This is a genomic window from Roseovarius sp. JB2-10 (assembly GCF_055693585.1).
Genome location: NZ_CM146337.1, coordinates 2,709,845 through 2,730,685 on the forward strand (window position 1 = coordinate 2,709,845; position 20,841 = coordinate 2,730,685).

At 59.6% G+C, this 20,841-nt stretch carries 20 protein-coding genes; 8 read left to right on the plus strand and 12 right to left on the minus strand.

Translation table 11 applies throughout. The annotated features are described in order from the left end of the window. Window positions 1-19 precede the first annotated feature (19 nt). Window positions 20-610, minus strand: coding sequence for a nucleotidyltransferase family protein (locus tag ACZ1HJ_RS13615; RefSeq protein ID WP_472719196.1), 591 nt, complete (start codon window positions 608-610; stop codon window positions 20-22). Beyond that, complete coding sequence (locus ACZ1HJ_RS13620; RefSeq protein ID WP_472719197.1) at window positions 610-3,018, minus strand: GcvT family protein; 2,409 nt, start codon at window positions 3,016-3,018, stop codon at window positions 610-612. Before ACZ1HJ_RS13620 ends, ACZ1HJ_RS13615 begins: the two co-directional genes overlap by 1 nt. A gap of 265 nt (window positions 3,019-3,283) precedes the next feature. Between ACZ1HJ_RS13620 and ACZ1HJ_RS13625 the strand changes: the two genes are divergently transcribed. Then, the gene (locus tag ACZ1HJ_RS13625) at window positions 3,284-5,713 is read left to right on the plus strand and encodes a GcvT family protein (protein WP_472719198.1); all 2,430 of its coding nucleotides are present in this window, start codon (window positions 3,284-3,286) and stop codon (window positions 5,711-5,713) included. Window positions 5,714-5,729: 16 nt separating this feature from the next. Here the strand turns inward: ACZ1HJ_RS13625 and ACZ1HJ_RS13630 are convergent, their stop codons facing one another. Further along, window positions 5,730-6,176, minus strand: a complete 447-nt coding sequence (locus ACZ1HJ_RS13630) for a hypothetical protein (RefSeq protein WP_472719199.1) — start codon at window positions 6,174-6,176, stop codon at window positions 5,730-5,732. 112 nt (window positions 6,177-6,288) lie between these two features. After that, window positions 6,289-7,596: an HlyC/CorC family transporter gene (locus ACZ1HJ_RS13635; protein ID WP_472719200.1), complete on the minus strand. Its 1,308-nt coding sequence runs from the start codon at window positions 7,594-7,596 to the stop codon at window positions 6,289-6,291. A 70-nt stretch (window positions 7,597-7,666) separates the two neighbouring features. Here ACZ1HJ_RS13635 and ACZ1HJ_RS13640 point away from each other — a divergent pair, with 70 nt between their 5' ends. Together ACZ1HJ_RS13640 and ACZ1HJ_RS13645 are read left to right on the plus strand one after the other, a co-directional pair. Continuing rightward, the gene (locus ACZ1HJ_RS13640; RefSeq protein WP_472719201.1) at window positions 7,667-8,239 is read left to right on the plus strand and encodes a metallophosphoesterase family protein; all 573 of its coding nucleotides are present in this window, start codon (window positions 7,667-7,669) and stop codon (window positions 8,237-8,239) included. A gap of 5 nt (window positions 8,240-8,244) precedes the next feature. Next, the gene (locus ACZ1HJ_RS13645; protein ID WP_472719202.1) at window positions 8,245-8,484 is read left to right on the plus strand and encodes a hypothetical protein; all 240 of its coding nucleotides are present in this window, start codon (window positions 8,245-8,247) and stop codon (window positions 8,482-8,484) included. Here ACZ1HJ_RS13645 and ACZ1HJ_RS13650 read toward each other — a convergent pair. Together ACZ1HJ_RS13650 and ACZ1HJ_RS13655 are read right to left on the minus strand one after the other, a co-directional pair. Continuing rightward, window positions 8,421-9,407 (minus strand): site-specific tyrosine recombinase XerD, encoded by a 987-nt coding sequence (locus ACZ1HJ_RS13650; RefSeq protein WP_472719203.1) that lies wholly within the window; start codon window positions 9,405-9,407, stop codon window positions 8,421-8,423. The two genes, ACZ1HJ_RS13645 and ACZ1HJ_RS13650, sit on opposite strands and share 64 nt — an antisense overlap. Continuing rightward, window positions 9,407-10,927 (minus strand): hypothetical protein, encoded by a 1,521-nt coding sequence (locus tag ACZ1HJ_RS13655; RefSeq protein ID WP_472719204.1) that lies wholly within the window; start codon window positions 10,925-10,927, stop codon window positions 9,407-9,409. Before ACZ1HJ_RS13655 ends, ACZ1HJ_RS13650 begins: the two co-directional genes overlap by 1 nt. A 217-nt stretch (window positions 10,928-11,144) precedes the next feature. On the opposite strand from ACZ1HJ_RS13655, the gene ACZ1HJ_RS13660 reads away from it, so the two are divergent. Continuing rightward, complete coding sequence (locus ACZ1HJ_RS13660) at window positions 11,145-11,735, plus strand: shikimate kinase (protein WP_472719205.1); 591 nt, start codon at window positions 11,145-11,147, stop codon at window positions 11,733-11,735. After that, on the plus strand, window positions 11,732-12,847 hold the full coding sequence (gene aroB, locus ACZ1HJ_RS13665; RefSeq protein WP_472719206.1) for a 3-dehydroquinate synthase: 1,116 nt from the start codon (window positions 11,732-11,734) through the stop codon (window positions 12,845-12,847). The genes ACZ1HJ_RS13660 and aroB overlap by 4 nt, the downstream gene beginning before the upstream one ends. A gap of 15 nt (window positions 12,848-12,862) precedes the next feature. Here the strand turns inward: aroB and ACZ1HJ_RS13670 are convergent, their stop codons facing one another. The 6 genes from ACZ1HJ_RS13670 to ACZ1HJ_RS13695 form a co-directional block, all read right to left on the minus strand. Next, window positions 12,863-13,540: an MIP/aquaporin family protein gene (locus tag ACZ1HJ_RS13670; protein ID WP_472719207.1), complete on the minus strand. Its 678-nt coding sequence runs from the start codon at window positions 13,538-13,540 to the stop codon at window positions 12,863-12,865. Then, on the minus strand, window positions 13,541-14,050 hold the full coding sequence (locus ACZ1HJ_RS13675; RefSeq protein ID WP_472719208.1) for an arsenate reductase ArsC: 510 nt from the start codon (window positions 14,048-14,050) through the stop codon (window positions 13,541-13,543). It abuts the gene before it with no gap. A 16-nt stretch (window positions 14,051-14,066) separates the two neighbouring features. Beyond that, window positions 14,067-14,399 carry an ArsR/SmtB family transcription factor gene (locus tag ACZ1HJ_RS13680; RefSeq protein WP_472719209.1) on the minus strand — a complete coding sequence of 111 codons (333 nt, stop codon included), beginning with the start codon at window positions 14,397-14,399 and terminating at the stop codon, window positions 14,067-14,069. 141 nt (window positions 14,400-14,540) lie between these two features. Further along, window positions 14,541-15,023, minus strand: a complete 483-nt coding sequence (locus ACZ1HJ_RS13685; protein WP_472719210.1) for a hypothetical protein — start codon at window positions 15,021-15,023, stop codon at window positions 14,541-14,543. A gap of 249 nt (window positions 15,024-15,272) precedes the next feature. After that, window positions 15,273-16,526, minus strand: coding sequence for a tyrosine--tRNA ligase (tyrS, locus tag ACZ1HJ_RS13690; protein WP_472719211.1), 1,254 nt, complete (start codon window positions 16,524-16,526; stop codon window positions 15,273-15,275). Between the two features lie 135 nt (window positions 16,527-16,661). Then, window positions 16,662-17,330, minus strand: a complete 669-nt coding sequence (locus ACZ1HJ_RS13695; RefSeq protein WP_472719212.1) for a VPLPA-CTERM sorting domain-containing protein — start codon at window positions 17,328-17,330, stop codon at window positions 16,662-16,664. A gap of 373 nt (window positions 17,331-17,703) precedes the next feature. Here ACZ1HJ_RS13695 and ACZ1HJ_RS13700 point away from each other — a divergent pair, with 373 nt between their 5' ends. Genes ACZ1HJ_RS13700 through ACZ1HJ_RS13710 form a run of 3 tightly spaced genes read left to right on the plus strand, consistent with a single transcriptional unit; the run spans window position 17,704 to window position 20,702 of the window. Then, on the plus strand, window positions 17,704-18,813 hold the full coding sequence (locus ACZ1HJ_RS13700; RefSeq protein ID WP_472719213.1) for an anhydro-N-acetylmuramic acid kinase: 1,110 nt from the start codon (window positions 17,704-17,706) through the stop codon (window positions 18,811-18,813). Further along, window positions 18,813-19,547, plus strand: coding sequence for a maleate cis-trans isomerase family protein (locus tag ACZ1HJ_RS13705; RefSeq protein WP_472719214.1), 735 nt, complete (start codon window positions 18,813-18,815; stop codon window positions 19,545-19,547). The genes ACZ1HJ_RS13700 and ACZ1HJ_RS13705 overlap by 1 nt, the downstream gene beginning before the upstream one ends. Before the next feature lie 9 nt (window positions 19,548-19,556). Beyond that, window positions 19,557-20,702 (plus strand): trans-sulfuration enzyme family protein, encoded by a 1,146-nt coding sequence (locus ACZ1HJ_RS13710; RefSeq protein WP_472719215.1) that lies wholly within the window; start codon window positions 19,557-19,559, stop codon window positions 20,700-20,702. Window positions 20,703-20,841: the final 139 nt, after the last annotated feature.

The following is a 20,841-nucleotide window of genomic DNA, read 5'->3' on the forward strand; positions in this document are numbered from 1 at the left end:
TCGTCTATGAGGTATCGTTTTAGCGCCCGGTACGTGCGCGCCAGGCCTCCCATTCCTCTGGCGTGTCGAGGTCGGTTGTTGCGCGGTGCCCGGGCAGGGGGACCAAGTGCACGGTTTCCTGACGCAAAAGAGCGCGCGCGCCCTGATCGCCTGTCAGTTCGGACAGGGTTGAAAAATATTGCTTGGGAAAAACCACCGGGTGCCCCGGTTGTCCGTCTTCGTCACACGCGCGCAGAGTGTCCGCGCCCGTAAAGTGCGCCATCAGCAGTTCTAAGTCTTCTGCTTCGATATCGGGCATGTCGGGCAGACAGACCATCAAGCCGTCGACATTTTGTCGTTGCGCATGAGCTGCGCCGCTGCGGATCGAGGCGGCCATGCCTTCGGCCGCATCCGGGATCACGATGGCCGCCAGCCGGTCACTGTCGATCCCGTCCATCACACCGGCGCGTTCGGGGTTGTCCGGTGGCAAGGTGACCAACACCTGCGCGCCGGTTTGCAACGCCATCTCAACCCGCTCGGCCAGAAGCGGTTGGCCATCCACACGTTCCAGCAATTTGTCCCGCCCGCGCATGCGCAAAGACGCGCCCGCGGCGGGGATCAGGATCAGCATCAGCCGCGCATCCGCGCGCCATCGGCATCAAAGAGCGGCGTGGTGATCAGGCGGGCAGGGCGCATCTCACCCAAAATCTCGATCTCAACTTCCAGACCGTCCTGCGCCTGATCGGTTGGGATGAGGCCCAGGGCGATGGATTTCTGCGCGTAATGCGAATAGCCGCCCGAGGTGCAAAAACCCTGCACTTTGCCGTCGATCCAGATGGGTTCATAGGCGGCCACATCGGCATCCAGCGCATCAACCTCAAAGGCGCAGAGCTTGCGCGCGGCGCCCGCATCGCGTTCGGCCTTGGCCGCTTCGCGTCCGATGAATTCGAAGTTTTTGTCGAAGCTGGTGAAGCGATCCATGCCCGTCTCAGCGGGCGTGTAATCCGGCGAAAACTCATTGAGCCAGGAGCCGAAGAACTTGTCCAACCGCAGAGACATCATCGCCCGCATGCCAAAGGGGCGCATGCCATGGGGTTGCCCGGCCTCCCAAAGTGTGGACCAGAGCGCGCGTTGCGCCATCGGATCGCAGTAGATTTCGTAGCCCAGGTCGCCGGTGTAGCTGACCCGCTGGATCAGGCAGTCGACCATGCCAATGCTGGCATGGCGCAGATCCATGAAACGCATATCGCCCAGATCATCGCGGGTGCAGGCCAGCAGCACGTCGCGCGCCTTGGGTCCAGCAATCTGGAACCCGTTGAGCCGGTCGCTGATGTTTTCAACGATCACGCCCTTCACCTCGTTCATCTCGAACCAGCGCATGTGATTGGCCTGCGCGCCGTAGGAGGCGGTCAGTTGAAACGCCTCATTCGACAGGCAGGAGATGGTGAAATCTCCAATCAGACGGCCCTTGTGGCTGAGCATCGGTGACAGGCTGATCCGCCCCGGCTTGGGCAGGCGTCCGGCCATGATCCGATCCAGCCAGATGCGCGCATTGCGCCCGGTGACCAGATACTTGCCGAAATTATGCACCTCGTTGATGCCCACGGCCTCGCGCACGGCCTTGACTTCGCGCGCGGTGGCCTCAAACGCGTTGGAGCGGCGGAAGGAGGGTGTCTCGTAACGTGGCTCATCACCTTCGGCGAAGTAATTGACCACCTCAAGCCCATATTGATGGCCCCAAACCGCGCCCATCTGGTCAAAAACGTCATACATTGGCGTCTGGTTGAAGGGGCGCGCGGCGGGCAATTCCTCATTAGGATAGGCCACGCTGAACCGCTTCTGGTAGTTCTCGATCACTTTGGGGCGGGTGTAGCCGGGTTTGATCCAGTCGCCGTAGCGCGCCACATCCATGGCTGTGACGTCCCGCTCGCATTCACCCTCGACCATCCACTGCGCCAGCATCAGGCCGACGCCGCCGCCCTGGCTGAAGCCCGCCATGACCCCGCAGGCGGACCAGTAGTTTTTCATGCCCGGCACCGGCCCCACCAGCGGGTTGCCATCAGGGGCAAAGGTGAACGGCCCGTGGATCACCGATTTCACACCCGCCCGCTCCAGCGCGGGGAAGCGTTTATAGGCAAATTCGATGCTGTCCTCGATCTTGTCCAGATCATCGGGCAAAAGCTCATGCCCAAAATCCCACGGCGTGCCATCGACGGCCCAGGGTTTGCAGGGCTGTTCGTAAAACCCGATGCAGAGCCCGCGCCCTTCCTGCCGCAGGTACGACTCGCCTGCCGGGTCCATCACATGCGGGTGCTCTTCATTACGCTCGACAATCTCTGGCACCTCATCGGTGACGATATATTGATGCTCCATCGGGTGCAGCGGCAGGTAAACGCCCGCCATCGCGCCCACTTCCCGCGCCCAGAGCCCCCCGGCGTTGACCACATGTTCGGCGTGAATGGTGCCCTTTTCGGTCACCACATCCCATGTGCAGTCATCGCGCGGGTTGGTCTCGATCACCTTACAATGGGTTTCGATCGTGGCCCCACCCATGCGCGCGGCCTTGGCGTAGGCATGGGTCGTGCCCGACGGGTCCAGATGGCCATCAAGCGGGTCATAGAGCGCGCCCAGAATGCCATCGGTGTTGGTAATGGGCGCGATCTTGGCGATCTCTTCGGGGCCTACGATTTCGGTCTCAAGCCCCATGTAGCGGTGCTTGGCCCGCTCGGCCAAAAGCATGTCGAACCGGTCTTTGTTGTCCGCGAGCGTCACGCCACCCACATGGTGCAGCCCGCAGGACATGCCAGTGATCTCTTCCAACTCTTTATAGAGCTTGATCGTGTAACCCTGGAGCGCGGCCATGTTGGTATCGCCGTTCAGCGTATGAAATCCGCCCGCCGCGTGCCATGTGCTGCCGCTGGTCAGCTCCGAACGCTCGATCAGCATGACGTCAGACCAGCCCAGTTTCGTCAGATGATAAAGAACACTACAGCCGACAACACCGCCGCCAATGACGGCCACCCGCGTGGTGGATTGCATTTGTTTTTCTCCCAAAGGTTTTCGTTACCCTGTCATCTGCTACTCTACTGGCCCGCCAAAAAACGACAACATGGGTCGCATGTGGAATCTCGAAAGCGCAGGGGGCGCAATTTCGTTAATTTCACAGCGTCTGGCTAAATCCGACAGAACATGACGCATTCGTAAACCGTTTTGGTGCTGCTGCGGCTAAGTTTGTCGCGAAAGTGCAAACGCAGGCCACTCAGATTCGGCACTGTGGATCAAACGGCTACCAAGGAAGTACATCATGAAAACCCATGCACAGGCAGTTGTCATCGGCGGCGGCGTCATCGGATGCTCGATCCTCTACCACCTCACCAAGCTGGGCTGGACCGATGTGGTTCTGCTGGAGCGGGACGAGCTGACATCTGGCAGCACATGGCACGCGGCCGCAAACATCCACGGCCTGCACGACAGCGCCAACATCAGCCGACTGCAGCACTACACGATGAACCTCTATAACGCGCTCGAGGAAGAAACCGGCCAGTCCTGCGGCGTGTTTCAGCCCGGCTCGCTCTATCTGGCGCAGACCGAAGCGCGTGAGCATCAGCTGAAACTGCAGGCCGCCAAGGCCAAGCTCTACAACATGAATTTCAGCGAAATCACCCGCGAGCAGGCCGAAGAGCTTCATCCGCTGGTGAATTTCGACGGCATCCGCTGCATCATGTGGGAACCCGATGGCGGCAATGTCGACCCATCAGGCGTGACAAATGCCTATGCCGTGGGGGCGCGCCAACGTGGCGCTGAAATCCACCGCTTCACCCCGGTGACCGGCACGATCCAAAAGCCCGATGGCACCTGGACGGTCGAGACGCCAAAGGGCAATATTGAGGCGCAATGGGTGATCAACGCCTGTGGCCTCTGGGGCCGGGAAGTGGCCGCGCTGGCGGGCATCGAATTGCCGCTGCAACCGACCGAGCACCAGTATTTCGTGACCGAGACGATCGACGAGATTGACCAGATGGATCGTCGTTTGCCATCTGTTGCCGACCGCGATGGCGAATATTACCTGCGCCAGGAGGGCAAGGGCCTCTTGATCGGCGCCTATGAGCAGGACATGAAATTCTGGGCCGAAGATGGTACGCCGCTTGATTTTGCCCATGATCTTTTCGCCGACGATCTGGACCGGATCATGGAAAACGTCATGCGTGCGATGGACCGCGTGCCGCTGGCCGCGGAGGCCGGCGTCAAACGCGTGATCAACGGGCCAATGATCTGGTCACCGGACAGCAACGTGATCCTCGGGCCTGTGCCTGAGTTGAGCAATTATTTCGTTTGCGGCGGCATCATCCCCGGTTTCTCGCAATCGGCCGGCATGGGCCTGATGGTGGCGCAATGGCTCACCACCGGTGAGATGGAATATGACATGTTCCCCTGGGACATCGCGCGGTTTGGCCTCTGGGCGAACAACAAGGAATTCGTCAAAGCCAAGGTCAAGGATCAATATGGCCACCGCTTTGCCATCCATTACCCGAACGAAGAGCGTGAGGCAGGCCGTCCGCTGAAAACGCGCCCGGTCTATGAGATGCAAAAGGACATGGGGGGCGTCTTTGGCCTCAACTACGGGTGGGAGCATCCGCAATGGTTTGCCGGAGAGGCAGGTGCCAAGGACACCAACGGATTTACCCGCCAGAACTGGTGGGGCCCTGTGGGTGAGGAATGCAAGATGCTGCGGGATCGCGCGGGCATCATCGATATCTCGAACTTCGCCAAATACCGCTGCAAGGGGCCGCAGGCGTCAGAATGGCTCAATTCCGTTTTTGCCAATAACATGCCCAAGGGCATTGGCCGGTCGTGCCTGACGCCGCTGATCGGTGTGCGAGGTGGCATTGCTGGCGACGCGACCGTGACGCGTGTGGCTGAAGACGAGTTCTGGATTGTCAGCTCCGGCATGGCCGAGCGCTATCACAAGCGGTTCTTCGATTCCGTACCATTGCCCGAGGGCACCACGTTTGAATCCTTTACCGAAGCCATGTGCGGGTTCAACGTTGCGGGTCCGAAATCCCGTGAACTTCTGCAGCGGCTGACCAACGCGTCGCTTGCGACCGAAGATTTCCCCTTCATGCGCTCGCAGCAGATCGAGCTGGCCGGGGTGAAATGCCTGGCGCTGCGCGTGAGCTTTACCGGCGATCTGGGCTGGGAATTGCATTGCAACACCGAGGATCAAAAGCGGCTCTATGAGGCGCTGATCGAAGCCGGCAAGGACTTTGGCGCGGGCCCTGTGGGCGCACGGGCGCTGATGTCGATGCGGGTCGAGAAGGGTTATGGCTCATGGTCCCGCGAATACAGCCCGGAATATTTCCCGCACGAGGTCGGCCTCGACATGTTGTGCAAGATGGACAAGGAATTCCTCAACAAGACCGCGGCGCAGGAAGCGCTGTCAAAGCCCACGCGCGAAAACCTTGTGCTCATCCATATCGACGAAGCGGCCACCAAAGCGTCGAACGCCGATGCGACGGGCGGCGAGCCGATCTTCAAGGATGGCAAAGGTGTGGGTCGCGTGACCTCGGGCACCTATGGCTATACGGTTGGCATGTCCCTGGCGCTGGGATATGTGCGCACGGGCGAGGCCGCACCGGGTGACGAAGTCGACGTGATGGTGCTGGGCCAGCCGCACAAGGCGCGCATCCTGCATGAGCCGCCGTTTGATCCCAAGGGTGAAAAACTGCGCGCCTGAGCGGCACGCCGGAGGGCTATCGCGGTTTGATCGGGGCGTCACCAAAGGTGACGGCTTCCCCATCCGGGTTCATCACAACCCACCGGGCGGCAAAAAGCTGATGATCATGGGTCTCCCACCCCTGATCATCGCGCTGAAACCGCCGACGCCACGACCCTTCGATGCGCACGGTATGACGGATGTCATCAATGGCCACGGGCGCGCCCGCTTTCTTGCGCGCATTGATCAACAGATGTTGTAGCCGCGCCGTCAGCGGTTTGGCCTGTGATTTTCGACGCCCCGCAAAGACAACATCGATGGCGGCGTTCCCCTCCACATAGCCCTTTACCATGATGTCGCGACGGGAGTTTTGCCCAAAAATCGGCACCAGTTGCACCGTCAATTGCACGATGTCACCCTTGAAGAGGCCCGCATCTTCATATTGCGGGGTCACCTCATTGGCGGGTTTGCGGCGCTCTTCCATCTCAGCTCCGGGGGTCAACGACGGGTCAGGGCCAAAGCGCCTTCACGCAATGTCCCGCCAGGAAGCTACCGGTTGAGGCTTAACAGAGGTTAAATACCAGGCGTTTTGGCCGTCAGAGTCTGCGGATTTTCAACCGCGTGATGCGGTTATCGATCACCTCAACCACTTCGAACCGAAACCCGTGGAAGCTGAAGACCTGTCCGACAACCGGAATGATCTGCGCCTCATGGATAACCAGACCGGCGATGGTATTGGCCTCTTCGTCGGGGAGTGTCCAATCGGTGGCGCGGTTCAGATCCCGGATCGTCATGGAGCCGTCGACCAGATACTGATTGTCCGACGTCAGCTCCAGCGGCACCTCTTCTTCCTCGTCAAACTCATCGGTGATTTCGCCGACGATTTCCTCAAGGATATCTTCCAGCGTGATCAACCCTTCGAGCGTGCCATATTCATCGACCACGAGGGCAAAGTGGCTGCGCATGCGCAGGAACTGCCGCATCTGATCATCCAGCGTCGTGGTTTCGGGCACAAAATAGGGTTTGCGCGCCACGCTGCAGATATCGAATTTCTCCAGCGCGTCGAGGGACGCGTTGGGACCGGCGACCAGCTTGTGCATCGCGCGCAGCAGGTCTTTGGCATGCACCACGCCAATGATGTTGTCGGGATCGTTGCGATAGACCGGCAGGCGGGTGTGGTTGCTCTTGAGGCATTGCCGCAGGATCGCATCGGGTTCGGATTCCGCGTCGATCATCTCGATCTGCGAACGGTGCAACATGATCTCTTCAACCGCACGGTCGCCCAGATCAAGCGCGCCCAAAATCCTGTCCCGGTCTTCTTTTTCGACCACGCCTTCGGACTGGCCCAGATAGAGCGCGCCAGCAATTTCCTCCCGCACGGCCAGAATGTGACTGTCGGGATCAATCTTGACCCCAAAGAGGCTCAACACACCCCGGACAAGCCATCTGACCATGGCGACGATTGGCGAAAAAACCTTTATTACCAGTACGATAATGGGCGCAGTTCGCGCAGCAGCCGTCTCGGCATTGGTGATCGCATAGGTTTTGGGCAGAACTTCCGCAAAGATCAGGACAAGAAGCGTCATCACCAAAGTGGCCAGGGCCACACCGCTTTCGCCAAAAAGACGCGTGAACATGGCGGTGGCAAGGGATGCTGCAAGAATGTTGACGAGGTTATTGCCGAGCAGGACCGAGCCGATCAGACGCTCATTGTCCTCGGTGATATCAAGCGCCTTTTGAGCGCCCATGGAGCCCTTTTCGGCCTGCGCGCGCAATTTGCCGCGTGAGGCGGCGGTCAACGCGGTCTCACTGCCCGAAAAATACGCGGATAGCACAAGAAGTGCGATGATGGCGGTCGAGGTGACCCAGAAGGCACCGTCGATCACAGTTGTAGTAGCTTCCATTCCAGCCTTTGTCCTTTTATCCACCTGGGTTATGGGGTGCGCAGGCACGTCAATCAAGGGATCATCGGAAATGCTGGTGCAGGATTTGGGGCAGATTGACGGACAAGTGCTGGTCTTTGGCGGTCCGTATTCGAATTTGCCCGCCATACAGGCCTTGATCCGCCGGGCGGTCAGTCTGGGCGTGCCGACGCACCAGATGATCTGCACCGGTGATTGCGTGGCTTATTGCGCGGAACCTGCGGAAACCGTGGCCGCACTGCGTGGCTTGACGTGCCCGGTGGTAGCGGGCAATTGCGAGAAACAGCTGGCACAGGGCGCCGACGATTGTGGCTGCGGATTTGAAGAGGGCAGCACCTGTGATCTCTTGTCAAACGGTTGGTTTGCCCATGCGGATGCCGCAATCGGGGCGGAAGATCGATCGTGGATGGCGGGCCTGCCGGATATCATCACGTTCACGCATCAGAGCGCACGGTGCGCCGTCCTGCATGGCGGTGTGACGGATATCAGCCGGTTTATCTGGTCAGTCAGTGATGCGCATGTCTTTGACGAAGAACTAGCGCGCCTCAAGGCCATCGCAGGACCCGTGGACATGGTGTTTGCCGGGCATTCCGGGCTGCCGTTTGAACGACATGTCGGGGGGTAACTTGGGTGAATGCCGGTGTGATCGGCATGCCGCCCCATGATGGCGCGCCGGATACGCGGTATGCGGTGTTGCAGGACGGTGTCGTGCAGATCCACCGCCTGTGTTATGATCACGACGCCGCCATTGCCGGGATGCAGCGCGCGGGCCTCACCCAGGGATATGATCAGGCGTTGATCAGCGGTTACTGGCCGTCGGAAGATGTTTTGCCACCGGCCTTGCGGCGCGAAGATTTGGACAACGGATGATGGTCATGCACCAGTTCACGCAACCGTTCGTCCAGCACATGCGTGTAGATTTCCGTTGTCGCCACGTCCGCATGCCCCAATAAGGTCTGGATCGCTCGCAGATCGGCGCCATTGGCCAGTAGATGCGTGGCAAAGGCATGGCGCAGCGTATGGGGTGTGACCTTGGCGGGCGACACACCGGCATGCACGGAAAGCTCCTTGATCAGCATGTAAAACCGGTGTCGGGTCAAATGCCCCAGCTTGCCCTTTGACGGAAACAGAAACGACGATGGCGCGATGCCTTTTTCCCGCGCCGTTTCTTCGGCGTCGTCCCGCAGGGCCAGCCATTCGGTCAACGCATCGCGGGCAGGGGGCGATAATGGCACCATCCGTTCCTTGCCGCCTTTCCCCCGGATCAACAGCATCCGCGGGTCGCCCCGGGCGGCGGCAACGGGCAGGGATACCAGCTCGCTGACCCGCATTCCGGTGGCGTATAAAAGCTCCATCAGGCAGGTGTTGCGCACCCGGTCCGCCGGAGATTTGGCTGACTGGCGGGCCGCATCCAAAAGTGCATCAACTTCGGATTCCGTCAGTGTTTTGGGCAGGCGTTTGTCGCGTCCCGGGCCCTTGATGCGAATGGCCGGGTTGTCCGCGCGCAGTCTTTCCTCATAGGCAAAACGGTAAAGCTGCTTGATCGCCGACAATCGCCGCGCCCGGGTCGATTTCGCCAGACCCTGCGCGTCGCACCAGACCAGATAGGCTTCGACATCCTGTTGCCCGGCGCTCGAGAGCGAATGCGCCGCGCCGGTCAGCCAACCGCAAAAGTCATCCAGATCGCGGGCATAGGCGGCCAATGTGTTTTGCGCCGCCCCCAGTTCGGCCGCCTGAGCTTCCAGAAAACTGCTGACCCAATAGCGATCACTGGTTGCCGTGTCGCCAGACATCAGGACGCCTCAAGGATCAGAAGCTGCAACGCCGCCCGCCGGGCCGTGTCTTCCAACCCAAGCGCCCGCAGCGTCCGCAACGCCTCAACCATATCGCTCAGATTGCCATCTCTGGTGCCGTCAAGCTGATTGGTGGCCAATAAAATCGCCTCACCGATCTTACCGGCATTGATCAACGCCGCATGGCGGGTCGCGGGCCCCGTTGAGGCGAAGGCCCGAGCGATGGCCTTTTCACGACTGGTGGAGGCGTCGGTGGCCGGGGGATTGCCCGCGGCCAAAGCGATCAGAAAGGTCTGACTTTTGTCGGGATTGTCCAGAATGGTACCTGCCTCTTCATAGGCATCCGACAGCAAGGTGACATGAAAGGCGATGTCGGCCGCGCGCCCCGTCAGAGGTGTCAGGCGCAACCCCTCCGCATAGAGCTGCGCAAAGGCGGCGTGGAGCCCGCGTGCACGCATTTTGCGCCAGGCGGTGGGCAGGGCGGCCGTTACGGCATCCGCATCTCCGGATCTCAAAGCCGCGTCCAGATCCTGAATGGCGCGAACCCTGTCCCAGACCCCGCCAGACGCCGCAGCGCGCCTCTCGGTATAGAGGCCGAGCAACCGGTTTGCAGGCAGGGCATTGGTGCGCGCCAGACGCTCCGCCGCTTCTATTTCAGCGCGCCAGGCGGCGGTTTCGCGCAGGTCCGCCATCGCGAAGGCGCGCGGTAACCGGCGGGTGGGCAACGCGTTTCCGGCCGCTTCAAACAGGCGGAAGACCAGCGGTGTCATGGCCGCTGGTGGCTTTGGCGGACGCGTGGTTTCGGCGATCTCGGGGTCGAGGTAAATGGCCAAAAGCTGCGCCTCGATATCAGACAGCGTTTCGAGCGCCACGGCGGTCTCGTAGGTCAAAGCCGCGGTGGACCAGTCGCCCGCCCGCGCGGTGCAGTATATCCGGGCGGCATAATCCTGGCTCAGTGCCGGGTCTTCACGGAGCGCTTGACACGCGGCTTCCTCCGCCCCGCTCAGGAGCGAGACATCCAGCCATGTGTCAAAAAGCGCCGGTGTGCGTGGGCCCGCCCGTTCGATCAGCGCCCGCGCGGGATCGACCGCCCCGAACCCGATCAGGGCATTCAGCCTGGCCTTGAGAAATCCGGCTTCCGCGCCGGCACTTCGGGGCGCTTCGGCTTCGGCCAGCAGCAAGGTGTAGTAGAGCGCCTGCAATGCGGGCAGGGGTACGGGCGAAATGCGGCGCATTTCTGCTGCAACATCCCGGGTTTCGCTGGCGGACCAGAGCGAGGCGGGCAATCCTGTCGTTTGCCGCGGCAAAAGCCCCACTGCGTCCGAACTCGCGCTGTCCAGCGGGATCACATCCACCTGCGGCGTGGTGGCCGTTTCAGAGACATCCGGTTCGGGCACGGGTTGCGCCACAGGTTCGGCCACGATCTCATCCAGCCACTCTATGGCAGAGAGCGGCGCATCCTGAGCAATCGAGGCGGTGCCCCAAAAGGCAACGCACGCGGCGGCTTTAACTGGCTTCAAGGATGATTTCCTGGCGAATCTCATCAGCGGGCGGAGAGAAATCCGCGCCAAAAAAGGGACCAATATACGCATACCCCACAAGACCAATGAACGCTAAACAAGCCATATAAATCAGCCATTTGAGAAGTCGAAACATTGTTGTTCTGCCCGTTTTTCATTTTGTTTTGCTAAACTTATAACTGGCCTTTTGGGCAAGATCACGTCATTCAATGGCAAAATGTTGAATTTGGCAGGGGAGCGCCGAGGCGTGGCGGCGGCGGAGAGCTGGAAATTGAAGAAGACCGTTGTGCTGGTGGGCATGATGGGCGCTGGTAAAACTGCGGTCGGTAAGGCATTGGCTTTACAGCTAAATGTGCCGTTCCTGGATTCCGATGCCGAAATTGAAACGGCCGCCAACATGTCGATTGCAGAAATTTTTGAACGCGACGGCGAGGCGTTTTTTCGGGCGCGAGAAACCGAAGTGCTGGACCGGCTGTTGGAGGACGAATGTGGCATCCTTTCCACCGGCGGTGGCGCATTTCTGGACGAAAAGAATCGCGCGCTGATCACACAGAAAGGCGTGTCCGTCTGGCTGAACGCGGATGTGAACCTGCTGTGGGCGCGGGTAAAACACAAAAATACCCGGCCGCTTTTGCGCACGGCACACCCTCGCGAGACACTTAACAAGATCTACGCCGAGAGAGTGCCGATCTACGCCACCGCTGATCTGGGCGTCGAGGCGCGCGCGGACTACACGATCGAAGTGATGGCGGGTCACGTTTTGGATGCCTTGAAGGCGCGGCCTGATGTTCTGGAGATTGAGGCATGACGCAAAAAGTTCATGTGGGCCTTGAGGGGCGCGCCTACGATGTCCTGATCGGCCCGGGATTACTGGCCACGTCCGGCGCGTTGATATCGCCATTCCTGTCGCGCCCGCGCGTGGCCGTGATCAGCGACGAAACCGTGGCCAACCTGCATCTCGCCACATTGCAGGGCGGGCTGGAAGCGGCGGGCCTTGAGGTTTCCGCACTGACGCTTCCAGCCGGGGAAGCCACGAAATCCTGGCCGCATTTTGAGCGGGCCGTTGAATGGCTTCTTGAACAGAAAATTGAGCGAAATGATGTGGTTATCGCCTTTGGGGGCGGGGTAATCGGGGATCTGGTTGGGTTTGCCGCAGCCGTGTTGCGCCGAGGCGTGCGTTTTGTGCAAATCCCCACGAGCCTTCTGGCCCAGGTCGACAGTTCCGTTGGCGGCAAAACTGGCATAAATGCGCCGCACGGGAAAAATCTGATCGGGGCGTTTCACCAGCCGAGCCTCGTTTTGGCGGACACGGATGTCCTGGGCACGCTGACCGAGCGCGATTTTCTGGCGGGTTACGGCGAGGTGGTGAAATACGGCCTACTCGGCGACGCTGCGTTTTTCGACTGGCTTGAAGTCAACGCGACAAAGGCGGCGGCGGGCGATATGGACGCCCGTATTGCCATCGTGAAACGTTCGGTGGAAATGAAGGCCGATATCGTGGTGCGCGATGAAAAAGAACATGGCGACCGTGCGTTGCTGAACCTCGGCCATACGTTTTGCCACGCTTTTGAGGCTGCAACAGAGTATTCCGACCGGTTGTTGCACGGCGAAGGCGTTGCGATCGGCTGTGCTATGGCGTTCGAACTGTCCGCCCGGTTGGGCTTGTGTTCTCAGGAAGATCCAAGCCGGGTGCGTGCCCATCTCAAAGACATGAAGATGAAGGTTGATCTGTCTGATATCGAAGGAGATTTGCCGGATGCAGATACGTTTTTGGACTTGATGGCGCAGGACAAAAAAGTCGTCGATGGGCAGTTGCGCTTTATTCTCGCCAAAGGCATTGGAGAGGCTTTTGTCACCGGCGACGTGCCTTCAGGTGCGGTCAAATCCGTGCTGGCCGATGCGCTGGCGCAGCGCGGCTAGCACGTTACATTACCTTCAAATTTGTTGCGGTGTCTGCCGGTCTTTGAGAAGCCAGCCGAAAATGAGCACTGCGAGCACCGATCCGATCACCTGTGCCACGATGAAACCCGGCACATCCATGGGCCTGATCCCGGCAAACGTGTCGCTGATGGCCCGGCCAATGGCCACTGCCGGGTTTGCAAAGGACGTTGACGCGGTGAACCAGTAGGCGGCGGTGATATAGAGACCTACGAGCCACGGTACGGCGTCGCTCCGAAAGCGGATACCACTCAGAATGATGCCGACCAGACCAAAAGTGGCGACGATTTCGGCAATCCATTGCGGTCCGCCGGTCCTCGCGGTTTGCGAGATTTGGATCAGGTTCTGATCAAACATGGCGTGGGCAAGGATGCTGCCGGCCAGCCCGCCTGCGATCTGTGCCAGCACGTATGGCGCAAACGCGGGCAGGGGCAATTCACGCCGCAGGGCAAAGGCCAGGCTGACCGACGGATTGAAATGCGCGCCGGAGATTGGCCCCAGAACGGTGATCAGCACCACAAGGATCGCGCCCGTGGGTATCGTGTTGCCCAGAAGCGCCAGCGCCACATCGTCGGTCAGCGTGTCGGCCATGATGCCGGAGCCCACGACAGTGGCCACCAACAGGCAGGTCCCAAGCGCCTCGGCGGTCAGGCGGCGGGGCAGATCAAAGGTCATTCAGGCGTCTACCGTGTCTTGGGCTTTGCCGATCTCATCCAGCTCGCGTTTCAGGCTCAGCGTGTCGAGTTCAGCCAGTGGCAGATTGGCAAAAATGGTGATGCGATTGTAAAGCATGCGGTGGGTTTCGGCGAAAGCGAGCGCGATCTCGGCCTCCGATCCAATGACAGCAGCAGGGTCCGGCAGGCCCCAATGAGCGCTCATCGGCTGGCCGGGCCAGACGGGGCAGGTCTCGGCCGCAGCGGAATCGCAGACGGTGAAGACGAAATCGAGCTTTGGCGCCGTGGGGCCTGCGAATTCATCCCAGCTTTTGGAGCGCAGGCCGTCGGTCTTGTAGTTGAGCTTGTCCAGCAGGGCGATGGCGTGCGGATTGGGCGCGCCGGTGGGCTGCGATCCGGCAGAGAAGCCGCGGAATTTGCCCAGACCTTCGCGGTTGATGATGGCTTCGGCGATGAGCGAGCGGGCAGAATTGCCGGTGCAGAGGAAAAGGACGTTCTTGGGGTCAGACATGGGGCAGTCTCCGGGGTTAGCAGGGGCAGGCAATTTCCTGGATCAGGGGTTGGCATTGCGCGGGGTTTCCGCCGCAGCAATCTTCCATCAGAAAGCCCAAAAGGCCGCGCATCCCGTCAAGATCCGCGAAATAGCGGATCGAGCGCCCTTCGCGGGTGTTCCGCAAAAGTCCCGCCTGGGTCAGGACCGAAAGATTGGTGGACATGGTGTTTTGCTTGACCTGCAGATGGGTGGCAATGTCGCCGGCGGTCATCCCGTCCGGGCCTGCGCGCACCAGCAGGCGAAACGCTTCCAGCCGTGTGGGTTGTGAGAGGGCCGAGAAGGCGTCGAGGGCTTTCATCTTATCCATGTATCATGAAGTATTGATATTTTAGGGCTCGGTCAATCGGGCTGGGTAGTTGTTACGCAGGTTTTACGAATGTCCACTTTGAGCCCTTAGTAACAAATGCTGCACGGGGAATAAATGTCTGCTCTTCAAGCTGCTGGGGGCTCATCGACCGCTACACTGAGGCAGCACGTAATCCTCCAAAAATGCTAAGTGCCGCCTTAAGCGCAGCGCATCTACTTCAGTCTCTGGCACATCAATTGGAGCGAGGTCCTCTGTCGGCTTGGAGTTCAGAACCGCATCCACCCAAACGCCAACGACGTCCAAATAAGTGATCAAGGCTTCCGCAGGATTTGGGCTCTCGTCGGTGGGCAACCATAAGATTGGACTATCTCCTCCCAAAAATAGCCAAAGGAAGTCGGGAGTTCCTGTCTCTTTATGGATAAACTCAAATAGATATATGCCAACAATGCCTTCAAAATATGCCCCAACATAGGTCTGCTTTACTTCGTGAACCCACGGAAAAGACTTCATCAGAAATTCAGCATATTCGATGTCTTCGATGAGGTCATCGTCTCGATCTTCAGAAAGCTTGGCCGTTTCCTCTATGCTTTCAAAGTCTATCTTTTTTGGAACGGGTTCTTCCAATCATTCACCTCCTTTTTTCTCAAGCTCGAGAGATCGCCTCGTTTCTTGTGGTGGCCGCGACCTTCCCAGCGTTCCTTAGTTGGACGTTTGATAAATTGTTGGGGTTTCCAGCCTAGATGACAAACCGGCACAAACGACCGTCTTGCCCGGAAAGATCTCTGAAAGCCGCCATTTGTTCAAGCGGATCAGACGACGGCTTTGTCCGCATAGCAGATTCTGAACGAGCGCTCCGCTCCTCGCGGCTCTGCGCTAATCCGCCAGACGCACCAGCGCATGGCGTTTCTTGCCGGCGCTGAGCTTGATGGGGGAGGCTAGTGCTGCGGCGTCGATCATCAGGCCGGCGTCGGTCAACGGCGCGTCGTCCAGGCGGGCGCCGTTTTCGGAGATGAGCCGTTTGGCCTCTTTGCCGGATTTGGCGAGACCGGATTTGACGATAAGCTGCACAATCGAGACACCATCGCCGATATCCGCGGGGCTGAGTTCCACGGTGGGCAGGTCATCGCCCACGCCGCCTTTCTCAAAAACCTCACGCGCGGTGGCCTCAGCCGCGTGGGCCGCATCGGCCCCGTGCAGCAGGGTCGTGACTTCATTGGCGAGGATGATCTTGGCCTCGTTGATCTCGGACCCGGCCAGTGCGCCAAGCCGTTCGCATTCATCCAAGGGCAGCTCAGTGTAGAGCTTCAGGAACCGGCCCGTGTCGGCATCGGTGGTGTTGCGCCAGAACTGCCAGAATTCGTAGGCGCTGAGCATGTCGGCGTTGAGCCACATCGCACCGCCCTGGCTTTTCCCCATTTTCTTGCCGTCCGATGTGGTCAGCAAAGGCGACGTAAGGCCAAAAACCTCGCCATCGATCACGCGGCGGGTCAAATCGATCCCGTTAACGATATTGCCCCACTGATCACTGCCACCCATCTGTAAGCGACACCCATAGCGGCGGTTCAACTCCATGAAGTCATAGGCCTGCAGGATCATATAATTGAATTCGAGGAAGCTGAGCGATTGCTCCCGGTCGAGCCGGGATTTGACCGATTCAAACGAAAGCATCCGGTTGACTGAAAAATGCCGCCCGATGTCACGAAGGAAATCGAGGTAGTTCAACCCATCCAGCCATTCGGCATTGTTGAGCATGATCGCGTCTGTCGGGCCGTCGCCATACGCGAGGTATTTCGCAAACACCTGCTGCATGCCAGTGATGTTGCTGTCGATCTGTTCGGGGCCGAGCAGGGGGCGTTCATCTGACCGAAAACTCGGGTCGCCCACCTTGGTGGTGCCGCCGCCCATGAGTGTAATGGGTTTGTGCCCGGTTTTCTGCAGCCAGCGCAGCATCATGATGTTCAGCAGGTGCCCGACATGCAGCGATTGCGCCGTGGCGTCGTAACCAATGTAGGTCGGCACAACCCCCGCCAGCATCGCGTCATCCAGCCCCTGATAATCGGTGCAATCGGCTAGAAAGCCACGGCTGATCATGACATTCATGAAATCCGATTTGGGGTGGTAGGTCATGTCCCGGGCTCCGTCGCTGAGGGGTGGACGAACCTGTAGCGCAAGCATCCCTTGAGGTTCAAGTCAGATTGGCGCAGGCACGAAAAAACCCGAGCTGTGACGCCCGGGTTTTCTGAGAACTGGTATAGCCTTGGTTTAGGCTTGTTTCTTGCCGCGACGGATCACAGCAAATGCGCCCATGGTTGTGAGCAACAGGGGCAGACCCGCAGGCAGAGGCACCTGTCCACCGGTGCCGCTTGGGGTCGCGCTCAACTGGTTCTGGTTTTCACCAGCGTCGTAGAAAACGAAATCCCAATCCGTTGTCTCTTCGCCCAGACCGTCGAGCATGGCCTGCGCGCGGTCACCCACGGCGGAACTCGCGATGCTGAACGAACCGTCGCTGATGTCGAACGGGCTGTTTGCAGCTTCGTCAACAATTTCCCACAGGGCGGTCTGGAACGCGGCGGTTTCCGTGTTGTCGCCGTTCAAAGTGGCATAGAAGGTCGAAAAGAGCTTGTTGATGTTGCTCCGGACCGTCGCCGTGAACCCGCTTTCGGCAAGCGACTTCATCTCATAGGTAACGCCATTGGCGATGGTGTGCGCCAGATCAACACAGAAGCTGATGATGTCGTCACCGGTGACAGGATCCAACACGAAGTTACCGGCAAAGAAATTCCCGGTTGTACCGCTTGTCGACGAGGTGATTGTCACACTGGTCCCTGCGCCAAGGCTATAATCAGCCGTGGTTGTGGCAGCCGAAGCCGAACCAGCAGCAAAAAGGGAAAGGGAGGCGGCTACAATAGCCGAACGGGCGAAATTCGTCATGCATTTACTCTCTACTTGAGGCGCCATTTGTGTGCGGCGCGACTGGTTACAGACAGGACGGAAAAGACTTCACGAAAATGTTATCTCACCGTGTACGGGGTATCTAGGAGCTAACAGTGACCACGTCAAACTAAATTCAATGATTGTCTAATTTTCGGAGTATTGTCGTTGCGTAATCCGGGCATTGTTTCCGGAAGCTTGACGATGAGGGTCGGTTTTCAGCTGTCGATCCGCTTAATCCTGTCCTGCATCTGCCGTTCTCCTGTTCACGAAAGGTCTGCATATCACGGGAGTGCGCGATAACGCTTGCCATCCGCGTGGATCGGTTCGATGTTGAAATCGCAGCATCAAATGAACGGCGGGAGGTCCGGACATGGCGGGTCAAAGGGTTTTGGCACTTGGGGCGATGTCCGGCACGTCGCTTGATGGGGTCGATGCTGCCATGATCGATACCGATGGCGAGGTGGTATATGGCTTTGGCGACAGCGCGTATCGCGCCTATGCGCCAGACGAGCGCCGGGTGCTGCAGTCCGCCCTCGGGTGCTGGCCGGGTGATGATGTAACCGACGCCGCGCAGGTTGTGCATCAGGCACATCAGGAGGTGCTGAGCGGTTTTGACGGCGCGCAGCTGGTTGGTTTCCACGGTCAGACTTTGGCACATGAACCGGGCGGTCGCGGGACACACCAACTGGGCGATGGCGCGGCACTTGCTGGCGCGCTCGAGCTGCCCGTGGTTTGGGATTTTCGCAGTGCTGATATGGAGCTTGGCGGTGAGGGGGCACCTTTGGCGCCGTTTTACCATTTCGCCTGTGCCAAGTGGTTTGGCGCGCAGGAACCAGTTGCGTTTTTGAACCTGGGCGGGGTTGGCAATCTGACATGGATCGATCCGCGCAAGGCCAAGCCGGAGGAAGAGGGCGCTTTGCTTGCCTTTGACACGGGCCCGGCAAATGCGCCGATGAATGATCTGATGCAAGCGCGTTTGGGTCAGCCCTTTGATCGCGATGGTGCCTTGGCGCGGCAAGGTGAAGTGGCGCAGGGGGCATTGGAGCTTTTTCTTGAGGACCGGTATTTTGCGCGGATGCCGCCCAAATCGCTGGATCGGGACAGTTTTGGAGACATGGTTGGTCTGGTGGGGGAGCTTTCGGACGCGGATGCAATGGCCACGCTTGCCGGTATGAGTGCCGCCTCGGTCTTGAAAGGCATGGAACATTGTCCGGTGCCGCCGTGTCGTTTGTTGGTCACCGGGGGCGGGCGTCATAATCTGGTGCTGATGGAGATGTTGCGGGTCAGTCTGGATTGCCCAGTTGAGCCGGTGGAAGCGGTGGGATTGGATGGAGATATGCTGGAAGCGCAGGCCTTTGCGCATCTGGCGGTTCGGGTCATGCGGGGGTTGCCCACGTCATGTCCGGGCACAACGGGGGTGCGGGCGGCGGTTTCAGGCGGGATCCTGAGCCAACCGGGCGCAAAGGAGAGGATCGCGTAATGGGGAACGTGGAATTTGACGAAGGGGCCGGGGGCGGACACCGGCTGGGGATGATCGTGCTGAGCACGGATGAAACACTTGAGTATGAAGCACGTCAGGTTGTTGAAGGGCGCGGGGTAAACTTGATGCACAGCCGCATCGAATCGCACCCGACGGTCACGCCGGCATCGCTGAAGGCGATGGAGGCATTGATGCCGGAATCAGCGCGCCTTTTACCGGCAGGTCTCGACGCGATTGCCTATGGCTGTACCTCAGCCTCGGTTTTCATTGGGCCGGAGGGTGTGGCCTCACAGGTTCAAACCGTTCAGCCAGACGTGCCGGTGACCAATCCGATCAGCGGTGTTGTGGCGGCCTTGAAAGCGCTTGGGGCCCGCAAGATCGGGCTTGTCACCCCCTACACGGCAGAAGTCGCGGCACCAATGCGGGCGTTTCTGGCTGATCATGGCATTGACGTGCTGCATGAGGTCAGCTTTGGCGAGGCGGATGACCGCAAGGTGGCCCGCATTTCACAGCGTTCGACCAAGGACGCGATGTTGGAGGCGGGCCGGCATCCCGGTGTCGAGGCGGTCTTTTCCAGTTGCACCAATCTGGGCAGTTTCAACGTAATCGACGATGCCGAAGATGAATTGCGCATGCCGGTGATCAGTTCCAATCTTGCGCTGATCTGGGATCTGTTGAAACGCGCCGGTATCCCTGCCACGGGCTGGGGGCCCGGGCGTTTGTTTCAGATATAGGATGACATCATGTCTAAACCGCCGATGAAACCGGCCACGATTGCTGCGCGGGCGGCGGGTGCGATTGACGCGGCCAGTGCGGGTGTCGTGCCGGGCCTGCACATGGCGACAACTTTCTTGCGCGACCGCGACAACACTCTTCTGCGCGACGAAAACAGCTATGGCCGGGATCATAACGACACGGTGCGGCAGGCCGAAGAAGTGTTGCGCCAATTGGAAGGCGCGGCGGAAGCCCAGCTTTTCCCAAGCGGCATGGCCGCGGTCACGGCACTTTTCCGAACGGTGCCCAGCGGTGGCCGCGTTGTAGTGCAATCTGGTATTTACTGGGGGGTGACGGCGTGGACGCGAGACTTCTGCGCGCGCCGCAATATTGAACTGCATGAGGTTGATGCGTCGGATGCCGCGGCCCTGGCACAGGCCTGTGCGCAAGGCCCCGCCAATTTGGTCTGGATCGAGGTGCCGTCCAATCCGTGGTTGAAAGTGGCGGATATCCGGGCCGCGGCACAAGCGGCCCGTCAGGCAGGGGCCTTGTTGGCAGTAGACGCGACGGCGGCCACGCCGGTGTTGATGCAGCCTTTGGCATTGGGCGCGGACTTTGTAATGCATTCGGCCACCAAGGCGATCAACGGCCATTCTGATGTGCTGGCGGGCCTTTTGTGCTGCGCCGATGCGACAAGTGAGGCTTGGCAGGCGGTACGGGCGGACCGCCACGATGCGGGTGCCATTCTGGGGCCGTTTGAAGCGTGGCTCTTGATGCGCGGTGTCCGAACCCTGCCGCTCAGGATCGAGCGTATGTGTGCCAATGCGCAGGCAGTGGCCGAGTTTCTGGCGGGTCATGCGGCGGTTGAAACGGTGTATTACCCCGGATTGCCAGACGACCCCGGCCATGATGTGGCCAAGGCTCAGATGTCTGGTGGGTTTGGCTATCTCATGTCCGTTTTGATCAAAGGCGGGCGCGAAGCCGCGCTGACGGCTGCAGGAAAATTGACCGTGTTTCACCGCGCGACATCGCTTGGTGGCGCGGAAAGTTTGGTGGAGCATCGTCAAACCGTCGAGCCGGATACGGGCATTCCCGAGAATTTGCTGAGGCTATCGATCGGGATCGAGGACGTGAGCGACCTGATTGCCGATCTGGAACACGCACTCGCATCCTGACCGCTGCCAAAATGTGTGCGCGGGCGCGCACGCTTGATGTCTCGTCATTCGGCTCCGCCTTCTTCCTCGGCGGTTTGTCGCAACGCGACGCCTCACATGAACAAAGTCCTTTAGGCAAGCGGCGTGTCAGCGCACAGGA